This is a genomic window from Halobacillus sp. GSS1 (assembly GCF_017307035.1).
GTDB lineage: Bacteria > Bacillota > Bacilli > Bacillales > Halobacillaceae > Halobacillus > Halobacillus litoralis.
The window spans coordinates 332,623-349,259 of sequence record NZ_JAFLHE010000003.1 but is presented as its reverse complement, the minus strand read 5'-3'; the positions used below and the strand labels follow the sequence as shown (position 1 = coordinate 349,259).

Annotated in this window: 17 protein-coding genes; 10 read left to right on the top strand and 7 right to left on the bottom strand. The window is 43.1% G+C overall.

Annotation, left to right across the window (positions count from 1 at the left end; translation table 11 throughout):
- The first annotated feature begins 170 nt into the window (after positions 1-170).
- Both J0K78_RS10110 and trhO read left to right on the top strand, forming a co-directional pair.
- Positions 171-1,532: an MFS transporter gene (locus J0K78_RS10110; RefSeq protein ID WP_206946639.1), complete on the top strand. Its 1,362-nt coding sequence runs from the start codon at positions 171-173 to the stop codon at positions 1,530-1,532.
- An 86-nt stretch (positions 1,533-1,618) separates the two neighbouring features.
- Positions 1,619-2,560 (top strand): oxygen-dependent tRNA uridine(34) hydroxylase TrhO, encoded by a 942-nt coding sequence (trhO, locus tag J0K78_RS10105; RefSeq protein ID WP_206946637.1) that lies wholly within the window; start codon positions 1,619-1,621, stop codon positions 2,558-2,560.
- 292 nt (positions 2,561-2,852) lie between these two features.
- On the opposite strand, the gene thiD is transcribed toward trhO, so the two are convergent.
- Entirely contained in the window at positions 2,853-3,656 is an 804-nt protein-coding gene (thiD, locus tag J0K78_RS10100; protein WP_206946635.1) for a bifunctional hydroxymethylpyrimidine kinase/phosphomethylpyrimidine kinase, read from the bottom strand.
- Positions 3,657-3,764: 108 nt separating this feature from the next.
- Between thiD and J0K78_RS10095 the strand changes: the two genes are divergently transcribed.
- From J0K78_RS10095 to J0K78_RS10080, 4 genes are all read left to right on the top strand, one after another.
- The gene (locus J0K78_RS10095; RefSeq protein ID WP_206946633.1) at positions 3,765-4,076 is read left to right on the top strand and encodes an MGMT family protein; all 312 of its coding nucleotides are present in this window, start codon (positions 3,765-3,767) and stop codon (positions 4,074-4,076) included.
- A gap of 50 nt (positions 4,077-4,126) precedes the next feature.
- Complete coding sequence (locus J0K78_RS10090; protein ID WP_206946630.1) at positions 4,127-5,068, top strand: PD-(D/E)XK nuclease family protein; 942 nt, start codon at positions 4,127-4,129, stop codon at positions 5,066-5,068.
- Between the two features lie 81 nt (positions 5,069-5,149).
- Positions 5,150-5,785, top strand: a complete 636-nt coding sequence (locus tag J0K78_RS10085; RefSeq protein WP_206946628.1) for an SDR family oxidoreductase — start codon at positions 5,150-5,152, stop codon at positions 5,783-5,785.
- 149 nt (positions 5,786-5,934) lie between these two features.
- Positions 5,935-7,206: a tetratricopeptide repeat protein gene (locus J0K78_RS10080; RefSeq protein ID WP_206946626.1), complete on the top strand. Its 1,272-nt coding sequence runs from the start codon at positions 5,935-5,937 to the stop codon at positions 7,204-7,206.
- A 33-nt stretch (positions 7,207-7,239) separates the two neighbouring features.
- Here J0K78_RS10080 and J0K78_RS10075 read toward each other — a convergent pair whose 3' ends face one another.
- On the bottom strand, positions 7,240-8,115 hold the full coding sequence (locus tag J0K78_RS10075) for a 5'-3' exonuclease (protein WP_206946624.1): 876 nt from the start codon (positions 8,113-8,115) through the stop codon (positions 7,240-7,242).
- A gap of 196 nt (positions 8,116-8,311) precedes the next feature.
- On the opposite strand from J0K78_RS10075, the gene adh reads away from it, so the two are divergent.
- Both adh and J0K78_RS10065 read left to right on the top strand, forming a co-directional pair.
- A complete protein-coding gene (gene adh, locus J0K78_RS10070; RefSeq protein WP_160910730.1) occupies positions 8,312-9,832 on the top strand; it encodes an aldehyde dehydrogenase in 1,521 nt (506 codons plus the stop codon).
- 53 nt (positions 9,833-9,885) lie between these two features.
- Positions 9,886-10,254, top strand: a complete 369-nt coding sequence (locus J0K78_RS10065; protein ID WP_206946622.1) for a DUF779 domain-containing protein — start codon at positions 9,886-9,888, stop codon at positions 10,252-10,254.
- A 164-nt stretch (positions 10,255-10,418) separates the two neighbouring features.
- On the opposite strand, the gene J0K78_RS10060 is transcribed toward J0K78_RS10065, so the two are convergent.
- Positions 10,419-11,183 (bottom strand): GNAT family N-acetyltransferase, encoded by a 765-nt coding sequence (locus J0K78_RS10060; RefSeq protein WP_206946620.1) that lies wholly within the window; start codon positions 11,181-11,183, stop codon positions 10,419-10,421.
- Positions 11,184-11,284: 101 nt separating this feature from the next.
- On the opposite strand from J0K78_RS10060, the gene J0K78_RS10055 reads away from it, so the two are divergent.
- On the top strand, positions 11,285-12,292 hold the full coding sequence (locus tag J0K78_RS10055; RefSeq protein ID WP_206946618.1) for an NADP-dependent oxidoreductase: 1,008 nt from the start codon (positions 11,285-11,287) through the stop codon (positions 12,290-12,292).
- A gap of 72 nt (positions 12,293-12,364) precedes the next feature.
- Here J0K78_RS10055 and J0K78_RS10050 read toward each other — a convergent pair whose 3' ends face one another.
- Positions 12,365-13,189, bottom strand: coding sequence for an STAS domain-containing protein (locus J0K78_RS10050; RefSeq protein ID WP_160910726.1), 825 nt, complete (start codon positions 13,187-13,189; stop codon positions 12,365-12,367).
- 111 nt (positions 13,190-13,300) lie between these two features.
- On the opposite strand from J0K78_RS10050, the gene J0K78_RS10045 reads away from it, so the two are divergent.
- Positions 13,301-13,462 carry a hypothetical protein gene (locus tag J0K78_RS10045; RefSeq protein WP_206946616.1) on the top strand — a complete coding sequence of 54 codons (162 nt, stop codon included), beginning with the start codon at positions 13,301-13,303 and terminating at the stop codon, positions 13,460-13,462.
- Positions 13,463-13,789: 327 nt separating this feature from the next.
- Here J0K78_RS10045 and J0K78_RS10040 read toward each other — a convergent pair whose 3' ends face one another.
- From J0K78_RS10040 to J0K78_RS10030, 3 genes are read right to left on the bottom strand one after another with little or no spacing between them, the layout of a single operon-like run.
- Complete coding sequence (locus J0K78_RS10040) at positions 13,790-14,161, bottom strand: thiol-disulfide oxidoreductase DCC family protein (RefSeq protein WP_160910724.1); 372 nt, start codon at positions 14,159-14,161, stop codon at positions 13,790-13,792.
- Between the two features lie 20 nt (positions 14,162-14,181).
- Complete coding sequence (pabB, locus tag J0K78_RS10035) at positions 14,182-15,927, bottom strand: aminodeoxychorismate synthase component I (RefSeq protein ID WP_206946614.1); 1,746 nt, start codon at positions 15,925-15,927, stop codon at positions 14,182-14,184.
- Complete coding sequence (locus J0K78_RS10030; RefSeq protein ID WP_206946612.1) at positions 15,924-16,529, bottom strand: anthranilate synthase component II; 606 nt, start codon at positions 16,527-16,529, stop codon at positions 15,924-15,926. The genes pabB and J0K78_RS10030 overlap by 4 nt, the downstream gene beginning before the upstream one ends.
- Between the last annotated feature and the right edge of the window lie 108 nt (positions 16,530-16,637).

The following is a 16,637-nucleotide window of genomic DNA, read 5'->3' as shown; positions in this document are numbered from 1 at the left end:
GATATCTGCAGGAAGTTGTCCAATTTTATATATTTATTTCAAAGACCATAAATAAACTCCCGTTGATACGATCAACGGGAGTTCTTACGCTTGTCATTTTTCTCTCTAGTAAACTTGTGGTATAGTATTTCGAGTGTCTAATGAAATCACAGAAAGGAAGAAGAGACGATATGCCACTCACTTCTCGTCCTTCACAGGAACATTTTCGTACGGTATTCATTTTATCTGCAACGATTTTAATTGTTGTCATGAACACAACGATGTTCAACATCGCTTTACCAAATATATTAAGAGATTTCTCGCTTGTACCTTCTGAAGGCGCCTGGATCGTTTCCGGCTATTCGATTGTCTTAGCGATTTTCACGATTACTTTTACACGCTTGTCTGACTACATGCCGATTCGGACATTATTAACTATAGGAATCTGTATTTTCAGTCTATCTTCCATCATCGGATTTTTAGCGGACAGTTATTTCTGGTTATTGCTTGCACGTTTATGTCAGGCGGCCGGTGCGGCAGCAATCCCCGGTTTGTCTATGGTCTTCGCCGGCAGATACATCCCGATGGAAAGACGCGGAAGTGCCTATGCACTGATTGCTTCGGCCACCTCCTTAGGCTTTGGGCTTGGACCTGTTATCGGCGGAGTTATTACCGATTACCTTGATTGGAACTACTTGTTCATTGTGACCATCATGGTTTTTATCGTCATCCCGGTCCTGTACAAGTTTATGCCTGTTGAAAAAGCGGAGAAAGGGCGTTTTGATGTCACTGGGGCCCTGTTGTCCGGCATCAGCGCTACCATGTTTTTGCTTTACATTTCATCATTGACTTCCTACTACTTGCTGGCCGGTCTCCTGTCTGCTTCTCTCCTATGGTGGAGAGTCAATGGGACAAGCGCTCCTTTCATACAACCTGAACTTGTAAAAAACAGCCATTATCGAAGAATTGTCTTCACAAGCTATATTGGCTTTACTTTGCATTTCGCTGTTCTGTTTTTAATGCCGATCATGTTAGAGCAAGTGTATGGACGCGGCGCGGCCGCCATCGGATTTATCATTTTCCCTGGCGCTATGTTGTCAGCCGCAGCCGCGATTTACGTAGGACGACTGATTGATGCCTATGGCAACATTAAAATTCTATTTTTATCTCAAGTTTTACTGATGATATCAGCTTTCATTTTCTTTTTCTTGGCTGGAAAGAATCCGTATATGATTATGATTGCTTATATGTTTACAAGTTTTGGGTTCTCTAGTTTATCTTCGAGTTCGACCAATGAAGTTTCACGAATACTGCCTAAAGAGCAGATCGGTGCCGGAATCGGCCTCAAACAACAGATGCAATTCATCGGAAGTGCGACTGGTTCTGTTCTTGCAGGTATATTATTAGAGTTTAGTTCACAACCTTATACCGCCGAGAACTTTATCCTGCCGTTCGGTTCACTGATTGTTTTAATGACGGCTTCCATCCTGGTCTTATGGCTTTATTCATACAAGATCAGACGTGTGGAATTTGTTCAAAAAAATGACATTTGAAATCCGGATATAAATCGAATATGATGGAGTATGGACATTTCTGTTATTTACTACTGTATAGATATAAATATTAGGAGGAATCACTTATGAGCTCAAAAGATTACCGAGTTCTGCTGTATTATAAGTATGTCGACCTTCCTGACTATGAAGAATATTGCCAAAATCACCTGGAATTCTGTAAAAACCTTGGTTTGAAGGGACGGATCATCGTTTCTCATGAAGGGATTAACGGAACGGTTTCAGGTACTGTTGAACAAGTAGAAGAATATATGGATTATGTACGTTCTGATGAGCGTTTTGCAGATATCCACTTCAAAATTGATGAGCATGAAGGACACGCGTTCAAGAAAATGCATTGCCGCGTGAAGCCTGAGCTGGTTAACTGGAGCATTGATGAAGATGATATTGATCCGAAAACGTTCGGTGGTAAGCATTTGAAACCAAAAGAATTTAATGAAATGCTGAAAGATGAAGATACCATTATCATTGACGGCCGTAATGAATATGAATACCGCATCGGTCATTTCCGTAATGCGATTCAACCGGATGTCAACCACTCCCGTGAGTTCCCTGAATGGGTGGCTGAAAATGCCGATCAGTGGAAGGATAAGAAAGTCCTCACCTACTGCACAGGCGGAATCCGCTGTGAGAAACTGACAGGGATTCTTAAGAAAAACGGAGTCGAAGATGTCTATCAGCTTGAAGGTGGAATTACCACTTATGGCAAAGATCCAGAAGTCAAAGGCGAGCTCTTCGATGGAAAAATGTATGTATTTGACGAGCGTATCTCTGTTCCGATCAACCAAGTAGAAGAAAAGGTCATTGCCGAGTGCGAACATTGCGGGAAAGCAGAAGATCGTATGATTAACTGCAGTAACCCAGTATGTAACCGTCAATATGTATGCTGTAAAGAGTGTGAAGAAGAGCAACATGCCGCATGTACAGCAGAATGTAAAGAACACCCAGAAAACCGCTGGGACGTTGTCCGCAAGAAACAAATCGATAAATACGACCGTGTGAACGGTTAACACTTATCCCCTCTCTCACCATCTGTGAAGAGGGGATTTCTTATATCATGCATATGCTCTCTATTCTTGAAGACTTAGTTTCGAGATTTTTGTTGAGAGGACGGGGCTGCGGGAAATAGCGCTTTCCGCCCTTTCGCCATATAAGTATCTCGAAATCACTTCCGGAATAAATGGCTTTTACTCACAGGGAAAGTGGAGTAGTATGAATTTCCCAAACCACTATTCTGGATACAAAGATCTTGCTATAGAGCGCATTATGACTATAGATCAGAAATTGGAAAAAGCATATACTTTAATCACTGATCATTCTATGAGCAGCGTGGTAGGTGGAGCCTATGCCGCGGTCGAAGGATAAAGCGTGGCGGATGGCACTAGTTACGAATGACTTCGCCCGTCTGACCGCGTCTTCGACAGAATATCCATTGGCAAGTCCTGCAGTGATGGCGGCAGAATACGTACAACCTGCTCCGCTCGTATGAATCGTTTCTATTCTCTCGGTTTCAAGTTCTGTGATACTTGATCCGTCATAAAGCATGTCGACAGCCGGGTATCCTTTTAAACTGCCTCCTTTCACAAGCACATATTCCGCTCCAAGGGAATACAGGTCCCTGGCCACTACCTTCATATCTTCAGGAGTTTCAGGAACCTCACAACGAAGCATCCTGGCTGCTTCATGTAAATTTGGGGTTACGACTTTTGCCAGTGGGACAAGTTCTTTTGTGAGGGTTTCAATCGCCTCATCTTTTAGTAACTGTGAACCCATTTTCCCAATCATGACAGGGTCGACCACTACATTCGTGACTTCAGACGCTTTAATAAGACCGGACACTTTTTTTATAATATCCTCAGTGAACAACATGCCCGTTTTAAGAGCATCAACTCCGACATGTTCAAATGATGCATAGATTTGGGCTTCTATGGCATCTATTGGCTGTGTGAAAATCCCTCGTTCTGTTTGTTTATTATTCGCTACAATGGCAGTAACGGCACTCATGCCATAAACATTGAACTCTTGGAACGTTTTAAGATCTGCTTGAATTCCGGCACTCCCTTGTGCAGCAGAACCAGCAATTGTTAATACTTTTGATATGCTCATCCTAGTCGTCTCCTCTCTGTCATCTATAGAAATTGTATCAGTAATAGAGGGTAGCTTCTAATCACAAAACCCTGCGATCTTGTAAAATTTAAGTAAGGAGGCCAATTTATGCAACCATTCACTGAACGTATTCTTCAAATCATCCATAGTATTCCAAAAGGTCGTGTCATGTCATACGGGCAAATTGCAGCATGTGCTGGAAACCCCCGGGCGGCAAGACAAGTAGCCCGTGCGCTTCACAGTATGAGTGATAAACATGACCTCCCCTGGCATCGTGTAGTTAATACAAAAGGGGAAATTGCTGTGAAAGACCCTTCCCGGCAACGTCAGCTTTTAGAAAACGAGGGCGTTGTTGTGATTCATGATAAAATATCAATGAGAGAATACCAACACGATGACCCCCTCTGTTTTGAAGAATAGAGAATAGAAACGGAACATTAAATCTATGAAACTAACGAAGGATGTTACTCATGTTTGAAGTGAAACCCTACCCGGAACTATCCTGGTCTTTGTCCAGACATAAAACAATGTTATCCTGCTCAAGGAAATATGCGTACGACTATTATGTATCCCATAATGGATGGCTCCGTTCAGCTGATACGTTGGCCAAACAAGCGTACCGATTGAAAAAAATGACCAACCTTGAAATGCATTTCGGAAGCGTAGTCCACGATTTAATCTATCAAACTATCCAACGCGTATTAAAAAACCAGTCGGTTATGACTGAACAAGAGTTCATGGATGAAGTCCGCCATCATTTAAATCGTGGATTCATCGAATCCACGAAGAAAGAACATTTATGGATGAACCGCCCAAAGCACTATACGATGCTTCACGAAATTTATTACAGCCAGACAGACACTCTCCCGGAAGCAAAAGTACGCAAAATAACGGATCGCCTCCAAAAAACGGTCGGCAATTTTTATTCCAGTAAAACTTTTAATGATGTACGTAACAAAGAACAGATGAAGTTTATGGAGTCCGAGACCTTCCGCTTCCTAAAGACGGACGAAGCGAAAGTGTTTATTGTGATGGACCTCGTCTATAAAGACCTCGACAATGATCAATGGATTATTGTCGACTGGAAAACAGGAAAATCATCCGATGAGGACAGAAACCAACTTGCCCTATACGCCCTTTATCTACAGCACAAGCACGGAATAGAGTCTCTCGATGATATCATCATTCGAAACGAATATCTGGTTGATGGCACATATGTCGAACATCATTTAACTGATCAGGACCTTATCAATGTTCAACACCTCTACCAGATCAGTATGGAACAGATGAAACTTTATTTAGAAGATACTGAAAAAAACAAACCCCTTCCTGTAGAGCAATTCCCGTTGCAGGATGACCCAAGGGTCTGTGCGCGCTGTAACTACCAGGAGCTTTGTTTCCCTCCTTCCTAGCAGTTCCGTATGTTTATTAGGTACGGAAACCGGCTAAATAGGTACTGTAATCTTATTTCCCAGAAGGAGTCGTGATTATAGATGAAAGTACTCGTAGCAGGAGCTAACGGAAATACAGGACGACTACTTATCAAAAATTTAAAAGCCGATGGTCATGAGCCGTACGGCATGATTCGTAAAGAAGAACAAAAAGCGACCGTTGAGAAATTAGGCGGCACCCCCGTACTTGCTGATCTAACAAAAGATGTCGGTTATGCGGTCAAAGGTATGGACGCTGTCATGTTCGCTGCTGGATCAGGCTCCAGCACAGGTGCTGAGCAAACAGAAGCCGTTGATCGCGATGGAGCCATCAACCTTGCTAAAGCAACTGAAAACCTTGGCATAAAGAAATTCATTATGTTGAGCGGCATGGGTGCAGGTGATCCAGAACGAGGACCTGAAGAATTAAAGCATTACCTTGAAATGAAAGGTGAAGCGGATGATTATCTGAAATCGACCGAGCTTGATTATACGATTGTACGTCCTGGTGGTTTAACGGACGACGAAGGGACAAGCAAAATCCAGGTCGGTGAAACGGTTGAAAGAGGCACAGTTCCTCGTGAAGACGTGGCTAAGGCAATGATTGCTGCCCTGCAAGAACCAAACGCTTATCATAAAACATTCGAAATGATATCAGGGGATACTCAAATCGAAGAAGCCCTGAAGACATTATCTTGATCCATCTGCTCAACCACTTCGTGTGGTTGAGCTTTTTACATACACCCCCTTTCTATTCCTATAAAAACCTTAAAAGGGAATCATATACATTGAACAAACCGATATTTTGATATAATGTAAGTAATTGGCGCTTTAAAGGAGTAGTGAATATGAAAGGTTCCTTAATTAAACAACACCGCAAATTTAAGAATATGACTTTAGAAGAACTTGCATCAGGAATTTGCTCTGTTTCTTATTTGAGTAAAATTGAACATGATACCATTAACGCCAGTGATGAAATTTATCGTCTGTTAGGAGAACGGTTGAATATCAAGTTGACGGATATTAACCAGGAATTCGATGAATCTATTCACCAGCAACTGTTGGAATGGCATGAGGTCATTCAACGCCGGGACCTTCAATTAATGGAAGAATATTTCCGAAAATGTACAGATGCATTAAAATCCAATCAAAATACAGAACTCAATCATTTATATACCATCGTTAAAGCTCGCCACACCATGAAGTTGAATGAAGGACCTCTCTCCGATGAAGACTTCAAGGAAATTGATGATTTATATCCATATACCAAGGATGAATATAAATTTTTCTACCATAAAACGGTCGGAATCCATTATCTATTGAAAAACCACCAACTAAAAAATGCCCTTCATCATTTCCACAAAACAGAAGAGCTATTAAAAAAGCTTCCTTTCACCGACAGTGAATCCTACTTTCACTTGGCTCTTACTTATTCGCAGTCAAGAGCAGCGGTCGAGTCGAATTATTATGCTCAAACGGCTTTAGAGGGATATATTAAAGATTTTGATTACGAACGAATTGTGGATACGTATATGATTATTGCGCTAAATTACAGAGCTTTAGAAATCTATCCCATTGCTGAAGAATATTTCAAGAAACTAAAAAAGATCTCAAAGTATCACTTGAAATCCATGGATGAAAGAAGAATTTATCATAATCTTGGCTATATCTATGCAAACCAAGAAAAATATGAAGCCGCTCTCGAATTCTCCGAGAAAGCTCATAGCATGACCCTTGAAATCAAAGACCATTATTTTTACGTCAACACGATTTATTCTCTTGCCTCAACCCACTACTATGCAGGGAATACAGACAAAGCCTGGGAATTTATCGAAAAAGGAGAAAAGAGCTCAGAAGAATATGAGATTCAATTCTTTAAATATAAATTTTTCGTACTCAGGAATACCGTTCTAGATAAGACATTGGAAGATTCCTTCATAGATACATTAGAAAATGAAATCATTCCCTATTTCAGAGAACATAATGAATACGGAAGTTACAAAAATTATTGCGAAATGTTAGGCAACCTATATTATGAAAAGCGTATGTATAAAAAAGCAGCCATCTACTTTAAAGAGGTAAACAACTATCGCAAAACCCAAAAAAAGGATTTATTATAAAGGAAGGTCGGAGGAATAATGCCTCCGACCTTTTTACATTCGTACGATATTTTTTTCCCAATTTTTAAATTCAAGTTCATCAAATTTTGCGCCCATCTTCTTATCATCAATATAAAATAGAGCCTCTTCTAACGAACAATCTACATCCGCTTCACAATGGATGGCAGCAAGCCTTCTTGATAAATGCAGCATATCCAGGCTGTCCTCAATTTTCGTGCGCTGCCCCTTCGTCAGTTCTTCAATATTTTCAAGGATTCCCTCGATAGAGCCGTATTTAAGGAGTAGCTTAAGAGCGGTTTTCTCTCCGATTCCTTTCACACCAGGGTAGTTATCACTAGAATCTCCCATAAGGGCTTTCAAATCAATCATCTGTTGTGGCGTAATCCCTTTCTCTTCTGTAAAGGTGCCCTCCTGGTACTCCGCATAATTGCCATACCCTTTCTTTAATAAGACGACATGCACGTTCGGCTGTAACAGTTGAAGAAGGTCCTGGTCCCCTGTTAAAAGGAAGACTTGGGAATGCTCACTGTACGCCCGACTCAGCGTCCCCATGCAATCATCCGCTTCATACCCCACTTGTCCAACGTTAGGAATGTCGAGGGCCTCCACCACTTCTTTAGCTAAATCAAATTGCGGGATCAATTCTTCCGGAGGAGCACCCCGATTGGCTTTATAATCTGGAAAAAGATCATTACGGAACGTCTTACTCCCCATATCCCAACAGCAAATCACGTGCGTGGGCTGGTAGGTTTCTATAGCCGTAAACATATGTTTCATCATGCCATAGACCCCATTAGTGGGAATACCTTTACTATTGATCATATAATAATTGCTCATCGCCGTGGCGTAAAACGCACGGAAAAGCAGCGCCATGCCATCAACGAGCATCACTCGATTGGTTGTTGTCATTATTTAATAACTCCTTTTGCCTATGAATAGTTACATTATAACAATCTTTGTCCTTTGTTCGTACTAGAAATTTTCACATATTTATCTGTAAATTGACAATATTCTGTACAAGTGATAATTTAAAAAGTAAGCGCGCTTACTTACATATCTCTTTTTGTAAGCGGTTGCAAAAGAAAATTACTAGGAGGATGTTTTTATGGTATATGCTTTTCCTAATACGGAAGGATCTAACGTTCAGTTCAAGGAACGCTATAACAACTTCATTGGCGGAGAATGGACAGCACCAGTCAAAGGCCAATATTTCGATAATGTAACTCCCGTAACGGGGCAGACTTTTTGTCAGGTTGCACGCTCGACGGAGGAAGATATTGAGCTTGCCCTTGATGCCGCACACAAAGCGAAAGACGCCTGGGGAAAGACATCCGTGGCGGAACGTTCTTTGGTCCTTAACCGCATTGCAGACCGCATGGAGGAGAACCTCGAGAATCTTGCCATTGCGGAAACGTGGGAAAACGGGAAAGCTGTCCGTGAAACTCTGAATGCTGATCTTCCGCTTGCTGTTGATCACTTCCGTTATTTCGCTTCGGTTATCCGTTCCCAAGAGGGATCCATCGGGGAAATTGATAACGATACAATTGCTTACCACTTTAACGAGCCCCTGGGAGTGGTCGGTCAAATCATTCCATGGAACTTCCCGCTGTTGATGGCGACATGGAAGATAGCTCCCGCGCTCGCAGCTGGGAATGCGATTGTCCTGAAGCCCGCAGAACAGACCCCCGCATCCATCATGTACTTGCTGGAATTGATCGAAGACTTGCTTCCTGCAGGGGTATTGAATGTCGTCAACGGTTTTGGATTAGAAGCTGGGAAGCCGTTAGCACAAAGTCCTCGTATCAGTAAAATCGCTTTTACTGGAGAAACGACTACTGGACGCATGATCATGCAATATGCGTCTCAAAATATCATTCCTGTTACGCTTGAGCTTGGTGGCAAATCACCGAACATTATATTTGAGGATGTCATGCGTGAAGATGATGATTTCTTAGATAAAACGATTGAAGGAATGGTCATGTTTGCTCTAAACCAGGGTGAAGTATGTACATGCCCTTCTCGCGCCCTCATCCAGGAATCAATCTATGACGAGTTCATGGAACGTGCTATTAAACGCATCAAAGAAATAAAGACGGGTAATCCACTTGATCCTGAAGTAATGATGGGTGCTCAAGCTTCCTCCGAACAATTGGAGAAAATCTTGTCTTACCTTGAAGTCGGTAAAGAAGAAGGGGCTGAGTGCCTCACTGGAGGAGCGCGTAATCAAATGGAAGGCGACTTCAAAGATGGGTATTACGTGCAGCCGACGGTATTCAAAGGCGATAACAGCATGAGGATTTTCCAGGAAGAAATCTTTGGCCCTGTGCTATCTGTGACAACATTCAAAGACAAAGAAGAAGCGATGGAGATCGCTAATGATACCCTTTATGGATTAGGCGCCGGTGTTTGGACACGTGATATGAATACAGCCTACCGCTTCGGGCGCGGAATCGAAGCAGGACGCGTTTGGACCAATTGTTATCACACCTACCCTGCTCATGCAGCCTTTGGCGGATACAAAATGTCCGGGGTTGGCCGTGAGAACCATAAGATGATGCTGAGCCATTATCAGCAAACGAAAAATATGCTCGTCAGCTACAGCCCGCAGAAACTTGGATTCTTTTAATATGAGAAGCTAAAAACTCCTTGATTTTCGGCAATATGAAAGGAGCTGAAAAGATGGTTGAACGTGTAGAAGCGACGGACGCTGCTCTTGATCTCATTGAAATGCTGAAGGAAAAGCACGGTCCTCTTCTTTTCCACCAATCAGGCGGTTGCTGTGATGGGAGCTCTCCGATGTGTTACGAGGAGGGTGACCTTATGATCGGCAGTCAAGACGTTTTACTTGGAAGAATCGGCGAAACCCCTTTTTACATCAACAAAAAGCAATACGATTATTGGAAACATACACAGCTTATTATTGATGTCGTTGACGGCCGTGGAGGAATGTTTTCACTTGAAGGAGTCGAAGGAAAAAGATTTCTCACCCGCTCCCGCGCATTTACCGATGAGGAGTACGAAGAATTAAAAGCAAGTATTGATTCCTAATAAAAAAACGTCCAGGCCGGTGCCTGGGCGTTTTTCTTATATTTTTGCAACCCCTCATAAAAGCCGAGGAGTTGGTTCATATACGCCTATTTTAACTAAGACCAATATACCCCGTGACTGATATCCTATCTTGCTTGTCGAGCTTCTCCTCCATCTTCCCCTTATTACCAAATAAGCTTTGATGATTTATATGGTTCCTGTGAATATTTATAGATCCCCACTTTTTCCGTCATGTCACAACCGCATTTCTCAAACACCTTCAACATTGGTTTGTTATGGATACTTGTTGCTCCAATGCTATAGGTTGCTTTAAAATAATTTTTCAGTAAGTACAATCCCTCTTCATACAAAGCCGTGCTTTTGTTTTTACCTCTTTCTTCCGGAACCAAACCAAAGTAAAAAATTCTTCCTTCGTTTTTCGTCCCCGGTTCAATGTGTGGCATGATCACTCCTATAGGGTTCCCATTTTCATAAACAGTCAAGCAGGAATCCACATAGCCTGGACCCAATTCTTTTTTGACGCTTTTCATTTGTTCGTCCATGTTCAGGGACTGGGGGGCGTTCAAGGATCCTTCCATAGACCGGCACCACGTCTCCTTAAAAACGGCCTCCTCGCCCTGCTTTAGAGAAATGAATTCAAAAGGTTGGGCTTCTCTCTTCCCCTTATCCTCCTCCAACAAGTGACAGCGTACAAAATAAACATCATCGTGATGTTTAAATCCGAGATCTTTTATGTATTTGGTCGTCTCTTCTTTAAAGGTAGAAGGAACAAGGATTGTCCGATTTTTCACTCCAACAAACTTAGAATCTTTTAAAAAAATGAGAGACAATGACTGAAGCTCTTCATCTGTGAGATGGCGGGCGTCTTCAATAGTCACGAAATTTTCTCCCTCCACGAATTTCACCTTTTCATAAAGCCTTTCCTTCATACTTCCACCTCCTTTGTTCTATCGTACCTTACATCCACAAACATATCATTTCCCAATAAAGGATGAGACCCGTTATGATACAAGAAAGGAGAGTGATAAAAATGAACAAAGAAATTCAATTAGTCAAACGTCCAGAAGCCGCTCCTACACATGAGCATATAAAAATGGCAGAAACCGAGCGCCCTGTACCATCTCAGGGGGAAGTACTCGTCAAATTGCTTTATGTTTCCGTGGATCCTTACATGAGAGGCAGAATGAGCGCCGCTAAATCGTATATCGCTCCCTTCCAATTGAACGAACCTATGGAAGGCGGAATCGTTGGGGAAGTTGTGGAATCGAAAGCAGATGCTTTACAAGAAGGTGACATTGTCACAGGCATGCTGCCGTGGAAAGAGTTTGCAGCAGCTCCCGCAGACACGCTCAGAAAAGTTGATCCAAGTCTTGGCCCCGTCACTACATCTTTAGGAATCCTCGGCATGCCAGGATTGACAGCATATTTCGGCCTGATGGATATTGGACAGCCTAAAGAAGGCGAAACATTAGTCGTTTCCGGAGCTGCCGGTGCAGTCGGCTCCGCTGTTGTCCAAATCGGTAAGATCTCAGGCTGTCATGTGGTCGGCATTGCCGGTTCAGATGAAAAATTAGCGTATTTGAAAAATGAACTTGGCGTTGACGAAGTCATCAACTACAAAACTGAAAATGTTCCTGCCCGCCTGGAAGAAACTTGTCCAAATGGCGTAGACGTCTACTTTGATAATGTCGGAGGCGACATTTCAGACGCGGTCTATCCATTGCTGAACAAATTCGCGCGCATCGCTCAGTGCGGAGCCATTGCATCCTACAACGTTCCGAACGATCAAGGACCAAGGATGCAGATGCATTTAATTAAATCCAGCGCACTTATTAAAGGATTCACAGTGGGAGACTATCAGGATCGATTCCAGGAAGGATTCTCCCATTTAGCTCAATGGCTTCAGGAAGGCCGTTTGAAATATGAGGAAACAATCACCGAAGGATTTGAAAACATCCCGGATGCATTCTTTGGTTTATTTGAAGGAGCGAACCTTGGCAAACAACTTGTCAAAGTTGCTGAACCCTCCAAAAAATAATCACCCATAAAAAATCAGACGATAAAAGGACGGGGAAATAAGAATTCCCCGTCCTTTTGTATTTCTATGATGTTACTCTTCACCATGATGAATGTAAATGCCGATCTCTTCTAAAGCCTGGTGCAATCCAGCCTTCGTATGGACTTGAGTGAAATCTACACCCATGTCTACAAGAGATTTTGCTGTTTCCGGCCTCAATCCTGTGAGGGTCGCGTGAACACCAACCAGCTCAAGGGCATGAACAACCTGATAAATGTAATGTGCGATGACCGTGTCAATTACTGGAACACCAGACACATCAATAAAAATATAATCCAATTCATATTCAGAACTCTTATTTAAGGAGGTTTCCATGATCTGTTGAGCCCGATTGGTATCCACTTCTCCAATCAAAGGAAGTACAGCCACTCCCTTTGTAATCGGTACAACAGGGACAGACAGTTCAGCCATCCGCAGTTCTTTTCTTTCCCACTCCCTGCGAATGTTTCTGGAATACGTCTGACTAAAGTGTTTCGTAATTTCATCTAAAACTTCATTAATGGTTTTGCAGATATGCACGACCGTAGAAGAAGCGAATTCATCGTTGGACAATTCATCAGAAAATATCCCCCAGATAGCTCGACGAACAAAGTTCATCGTTCGAAGAGATTGATCCAGCTCGACTTCCGCCTCTACCTTCTGTTCCCCTTCACGATTGGCCCACATTTCAATGTGCTCCATCGAAGAAACACCGTCACCGGTAATCACTTCACCAATATAGGAGAATAGCTCCTCCCAATTCGCTGTCCGAATGGTAGCCTCTCCGAATTCCTCTGTTTTCAACTCACGTACTGTATTAGCTAATTGATTCGAGTTTTTCGAGATTTTTTCACCGATATATGTAATTTCTTCTCTCATCCTGGATACCCCTCAAGTCAAATTATTATCCAATAATAATGTAACACAGAACACTAGATAAAACGAACATCCTCCGGTATGATAAAGGAAGTTTACGCATAGGAGGTCACTATGAATAAAGTATCGTTGGTCCTATTTCTGATTTTATGTTTATTGTTTCTTTCTCATGGTATTTATCAAGGCGTTGCGAACGGCCAGTGGACATCCCTGACCTTCGCCATCATCGTCATCGCTCTTGGTTCCTACAGCATGCTAAGAAAAAAAGGCAAATAACCCTTCCCCAGAATAGTTCCCTTTAGTTGAAGACTCTGGTTCGGTATGTTCGGGCGGAGGGGTTCGTTTCTCACCTCAATCGTATGGGGTGGCTGGGAAGCTGCGAGACTCCCGTCGGAGAGAGATCCCGCAGGGCGTAGCCCGAGGAAGCTCGCCACTCCCCCACAGGAAAGTGTTCAAATGCGGAATCGCCCTGGTAGACACGACTGGCATAAGCAGCCCAGCTACCCCTAACGCTCAACCGGGGCAACAAAACCCGGAAATTCTCGAAACTGAGTCTTCCAGAATCCTGCCAACGGAATAAAGACCCTCGCTGAGGAGGGTCTTTTATGCGTATCTGGGAAGGTCGTAGCGGCCGAACCATTGGTGTCTGTGATCAGAAAACCAGCGGTATAACGGAGAGCCTACCCGGTCGACGCCCGGGAAGGAGAGAAGAATGCCGATCACAGTAAATAAAGGCAGAGAAAGCAGCAGTTTACGAATGGTTTCAAACCCTTCTTTTACTTCTCCTTCTTTTGTCAGCATATGAATTTCATCAAGCGTATTGCGTCCTTCCAGGTAAGGGTATTTCCCTGTCCCCTCTGTTTCCTGGACAGCCACCCATTTTATTTGATGAAGCCAGTCAAATGTTCGGAACGTTTTCTTCACATAAAAACAAAACGGACACTGTGCGTCATAAAAAACGATATGTTTCTTCATAAACAAGACACTCCTTCACATTATTGAGCGTTCTCCTGTAGTTCAACCCTTACCCAGCCTCTTACGGCGTTAATCATCCATACTTCATCGAACTTGTGGATATCCTCTTTATAGAGAACCTTTTCTTTCAGTTTTCCACACCTTAATAAATCTTTCCTATACGTCCCAACCAATAATCCACAATGAACAGGCGGGGTATAGTAGTGCCCGTCAATGTTGACGACGAGATTGGCTATCGTGAACTCCGTCAATTCTCCTCTTCGATTCCAGAGCAGCGTCGATTCCGCTTTGTCGGATTGATGACGATGATAAACCTCCCGATGAGTGGTTTTATGAAAGAGAAAAGGATCCTCTTCGTTTACAGGATCTTCAGATAAGATGCCGGTTACACAAGAGGCGGGTGCCGTTAAACCATACACTTCAATATCAGCTTTCCCTTTTTCGTCAACGAGCATGCGAGTTTTATAGAGACCTTCGGGATAAGCATTGGTTACTTGAGAGCATGTCTTTTCTAAATCACTTCTTTTGATGGGAAAAGCGAAATAAGAAGCCGATGCCATGATTCGATCCAGGTGATCGTCTATTAAATCAATCGATCCACCTTCCAGCTTCATCGTCTCTAAAAGTTGAAATTTTGGTCGATCTTCTGTCAGGAGACGCGCCTTGGTCTTCAGCTCCTCATATTCCCCTTCCGAAGTTGAATCCCACGTAATACCTCCGCCTGTGCCATAAACGGCTTTTTCCTGCTTTTGGTCAACCATGACTGTACGAATAGGGACATTGAAAATGGCATCTTTATCCGGAGTCATATAACCGATGGCCCCGCAATATACTTCACGTGGCGAGTCTTCTAATCTTTGAATATACTCCATGGTTCTCACTTTAGGAGCCCCTGTAATTGAGCCACACGGAAACAAGGATTGAAACAATTCGTACATGGTGTAATTTTCGGGCAACCGGCCTTCCACAGTCGAAGTCATCTGGTGAATCGTTGGATAGGTTTCCACTTCGAATAGGTTGGGGACATGGACACTCCCGGGTACGGCGATTCTACCTAAATCATTTCTCAACAAATCAACAATCATAAGGTTCTCTGAGCGTTCCTTTTCTGATGTCTGAAGATGCCGGCGCTTGGACTCATCCTCTTTGCCATCACGTCCTCTTGCTGCCGTACCTTTCATTGGCTTTGTTTTCAATTGCTGGTTATCGACCCTGAAAAACAATTCCGGGGAAGCAGACAGAATCCGTCGTTCTCCCATGTTCAAGTAGGCACTATAGGAAGACTGCTGATTCCTGACAAGCCTTCTGTAGAAAGTGTAATCATCACCAGAGAAAGAGGCTGCCATTCTGGTCGTAAAATTCACCTGATACGTATCGCCCCTTTCAATCCCGGCTTTCACTTCTTCTATTCCTTTCTGATAAGAAGCATAATCTCCACGCAAATTCCAGTCCGATACGTGAAAAGAATCAGAGTCTGTATACTGCCCAACTGTTTGATACCCATCGAACACTCCAAACCAAACCAGCGGCCATTCGGGACGAGAGTGTACGCGAAGGGCTTGATCAAAAGCAGGGGCTGCTTCGTAGGATACATAACCTGCTACATAGAGCCCCTCCTCAAGCCTCTTTTCCACTCGATCGAAGATTGTTTTCACCTCGTTCAAATCATCGGTCATAAGAATCTCCAGTGGCTGCTGAAATATTTTAGGGGACGGTTCCCCTTGCGCATTTGCGAATTCAAACTGTAAAAATGGTGAGGTTGTCATACGCCTACTCCCTCCTTTCTACTTGCCCTGTAGCGAACTGCCCGGTCATAAAAGTTACGAAGCAGATCATATCCGTGCTCTGTCAATATGGATTCCGGATGGAATTGAATACCTTCCATCATCTTATACCGGTGGCGGACCCCCATAAGGACGCCATCCTCAGAGAGAGCGGTGACTTCAAGATCTTCCGGCAACGAAGCTAGATCTGCCTGAAGAGAGTGATAACGGGTGACTCGGAAAGATCCAGGGAGCTTGTGAAACATCGTCCGGCCATCATTCGTAATCATCGTTACTTTCCCGTGCATCGGTTGATTTCCGTTAACGACCCTTCCACCAAAATATTCAACCATCAACTGATGGCCAAGACATATACCTAATAGTGGAATATCTCCACCAAAATGGTGCAGGACATCCTTGCATATCCCTGATTCTTCCGGCCTCCCAGGCCCTGGGGAAAGCACGATAAGGTTCGGTTCGAGGGAACGAATCTCTTCCATTTGCCACTCATCGTTTCGTTTCACGATCACTTCCGGATCCATCTGTTTAAAATATTGAGCTAGATTATATGTGAATGAATCATAGTTATCAATGATTAAAATCATAGTTGCGGACACCTTTCATCCTTAAATATATGTCTATTATACTACCGCTTGCTGTGTTTTCCATAGAAGATAAGAATGGAAACTCATCACTTTGTAGTGCTTCAAAGG

Bases quoted from the DNA above. Each gene is read 5' to 3' on its own strand.
- J0K78_RS10110 (WP_206946639.1), top strand. From the start codon at position 171: ATGCCACTCACTTCTCGTCCTTCACAGGAACATTTTCGTACGGTATTC.
- trhO (WP_206946637.1), top strand. From the start codon at position 1,619: ATGAGCTCAAAAGATTACCGAGTTCTGCTGTATTATAAGTATGTCGAC.
- thiD (WP_206946635.1), bottom strand. From the start codon at position 3,656: ATGAGCATATCAAAAGTATTAACAATTGCTGGTTCTGCTGCACAAGGG.
- J0K78_RS10095 (WP_206946633.1), top strand. From the start codon at position 3,765: ATGCAACCATTCACTGAACGTATTCTTCAAATCATCCATAGTATTCCA.
- J0K78_RS10090 (WP_206946630.1), top strand. From the start codon at position 4,127: ATGTTTGAAGTGAAACCCTACCCGGAACTATCCTGGTCTTTGTCCAGA.
- J0K78_RS10085 (WP_206946628.1), top strand. From the start codon at position 5,150: ATGAAAGTACTCGTAGCAGGAGCTAACGGAAATACAGGACGACTACTT.
- J0K78_RS10080 (WP_206946626.1), top strand. From the start codon at position 5,935: ATGAAAGGTTCCTTAATTAAACAACACCGCAAATTTAAGAATATGACT.
- J0K78_RS10075 (WP_206946624.1), bottom strand. From the start codon at position 8,115: ATGACAACAACCAATCGAGTGATGCTCGTTGATGGCATGGCGCTGCTT.
- adh (WP_160910730.1), top strand. From the start codon at position 8,312: ATGGTATATGCTTTTCCTAATACGGAAGGATCTAACGTTCAGTTCAAG.
- J0K78_RS10065 (WP_206946622.1), top strand. From the start codon at position 9,886: ATGGTTGAACGTGTAGAAGCGACGGACGCTGCTCTTGATCTCATTGAA.
- J0K78_RS10060 (WP_206946620.1), bottom strand. From the start codon at position 11,183: ATGAAGGAAAGGCTTTATGAAAAGGTGAAATTCGTGGAGGGAGAAAAT.
- J0K78_RS10055 (WP_206946618.1), top strand. From the start codon at position 11,285: ATGAACAAAGAAATTCAATTAGTCAAACGTCCAGAAGCCGCTCCTACA.
- J0K78_RS10050 (WP_160910726.1), bottom strand. From the start codon at position 13,189: ATGAGAGAAGAAATTACATATATCGGTGAAAAAATCTCGAAAAACTCG.
- J0K78_RS10045 (WP_206946616.1), top strand. From the start codon at position 13,301: ATGAATAAAGTATCGTTGGTCCTATTTCTGATTTTATGTTTATTGTTT.
- J0K78_RS10040 (WP_160910724.1), bottom strand. From the start codon at position 14,161: ATGAAGAAACATATCGTTTTTTATGACGCACAGTGTCCGTTTTGTTTT.
- pabB (WP_206946614.1), bottom strand. From the start codon at position 15,927: ATGACAACCTCACCATTTTTACAGTTTGAATTCGCAAATGCGCAAGGG.
- J0K78_RS10030 (WP_206946612.1), bottom strand. From the start codon at position 16,529: ATGATTTTAATCATTGATAACTATGATTCATTCACATATAATCTAGCT.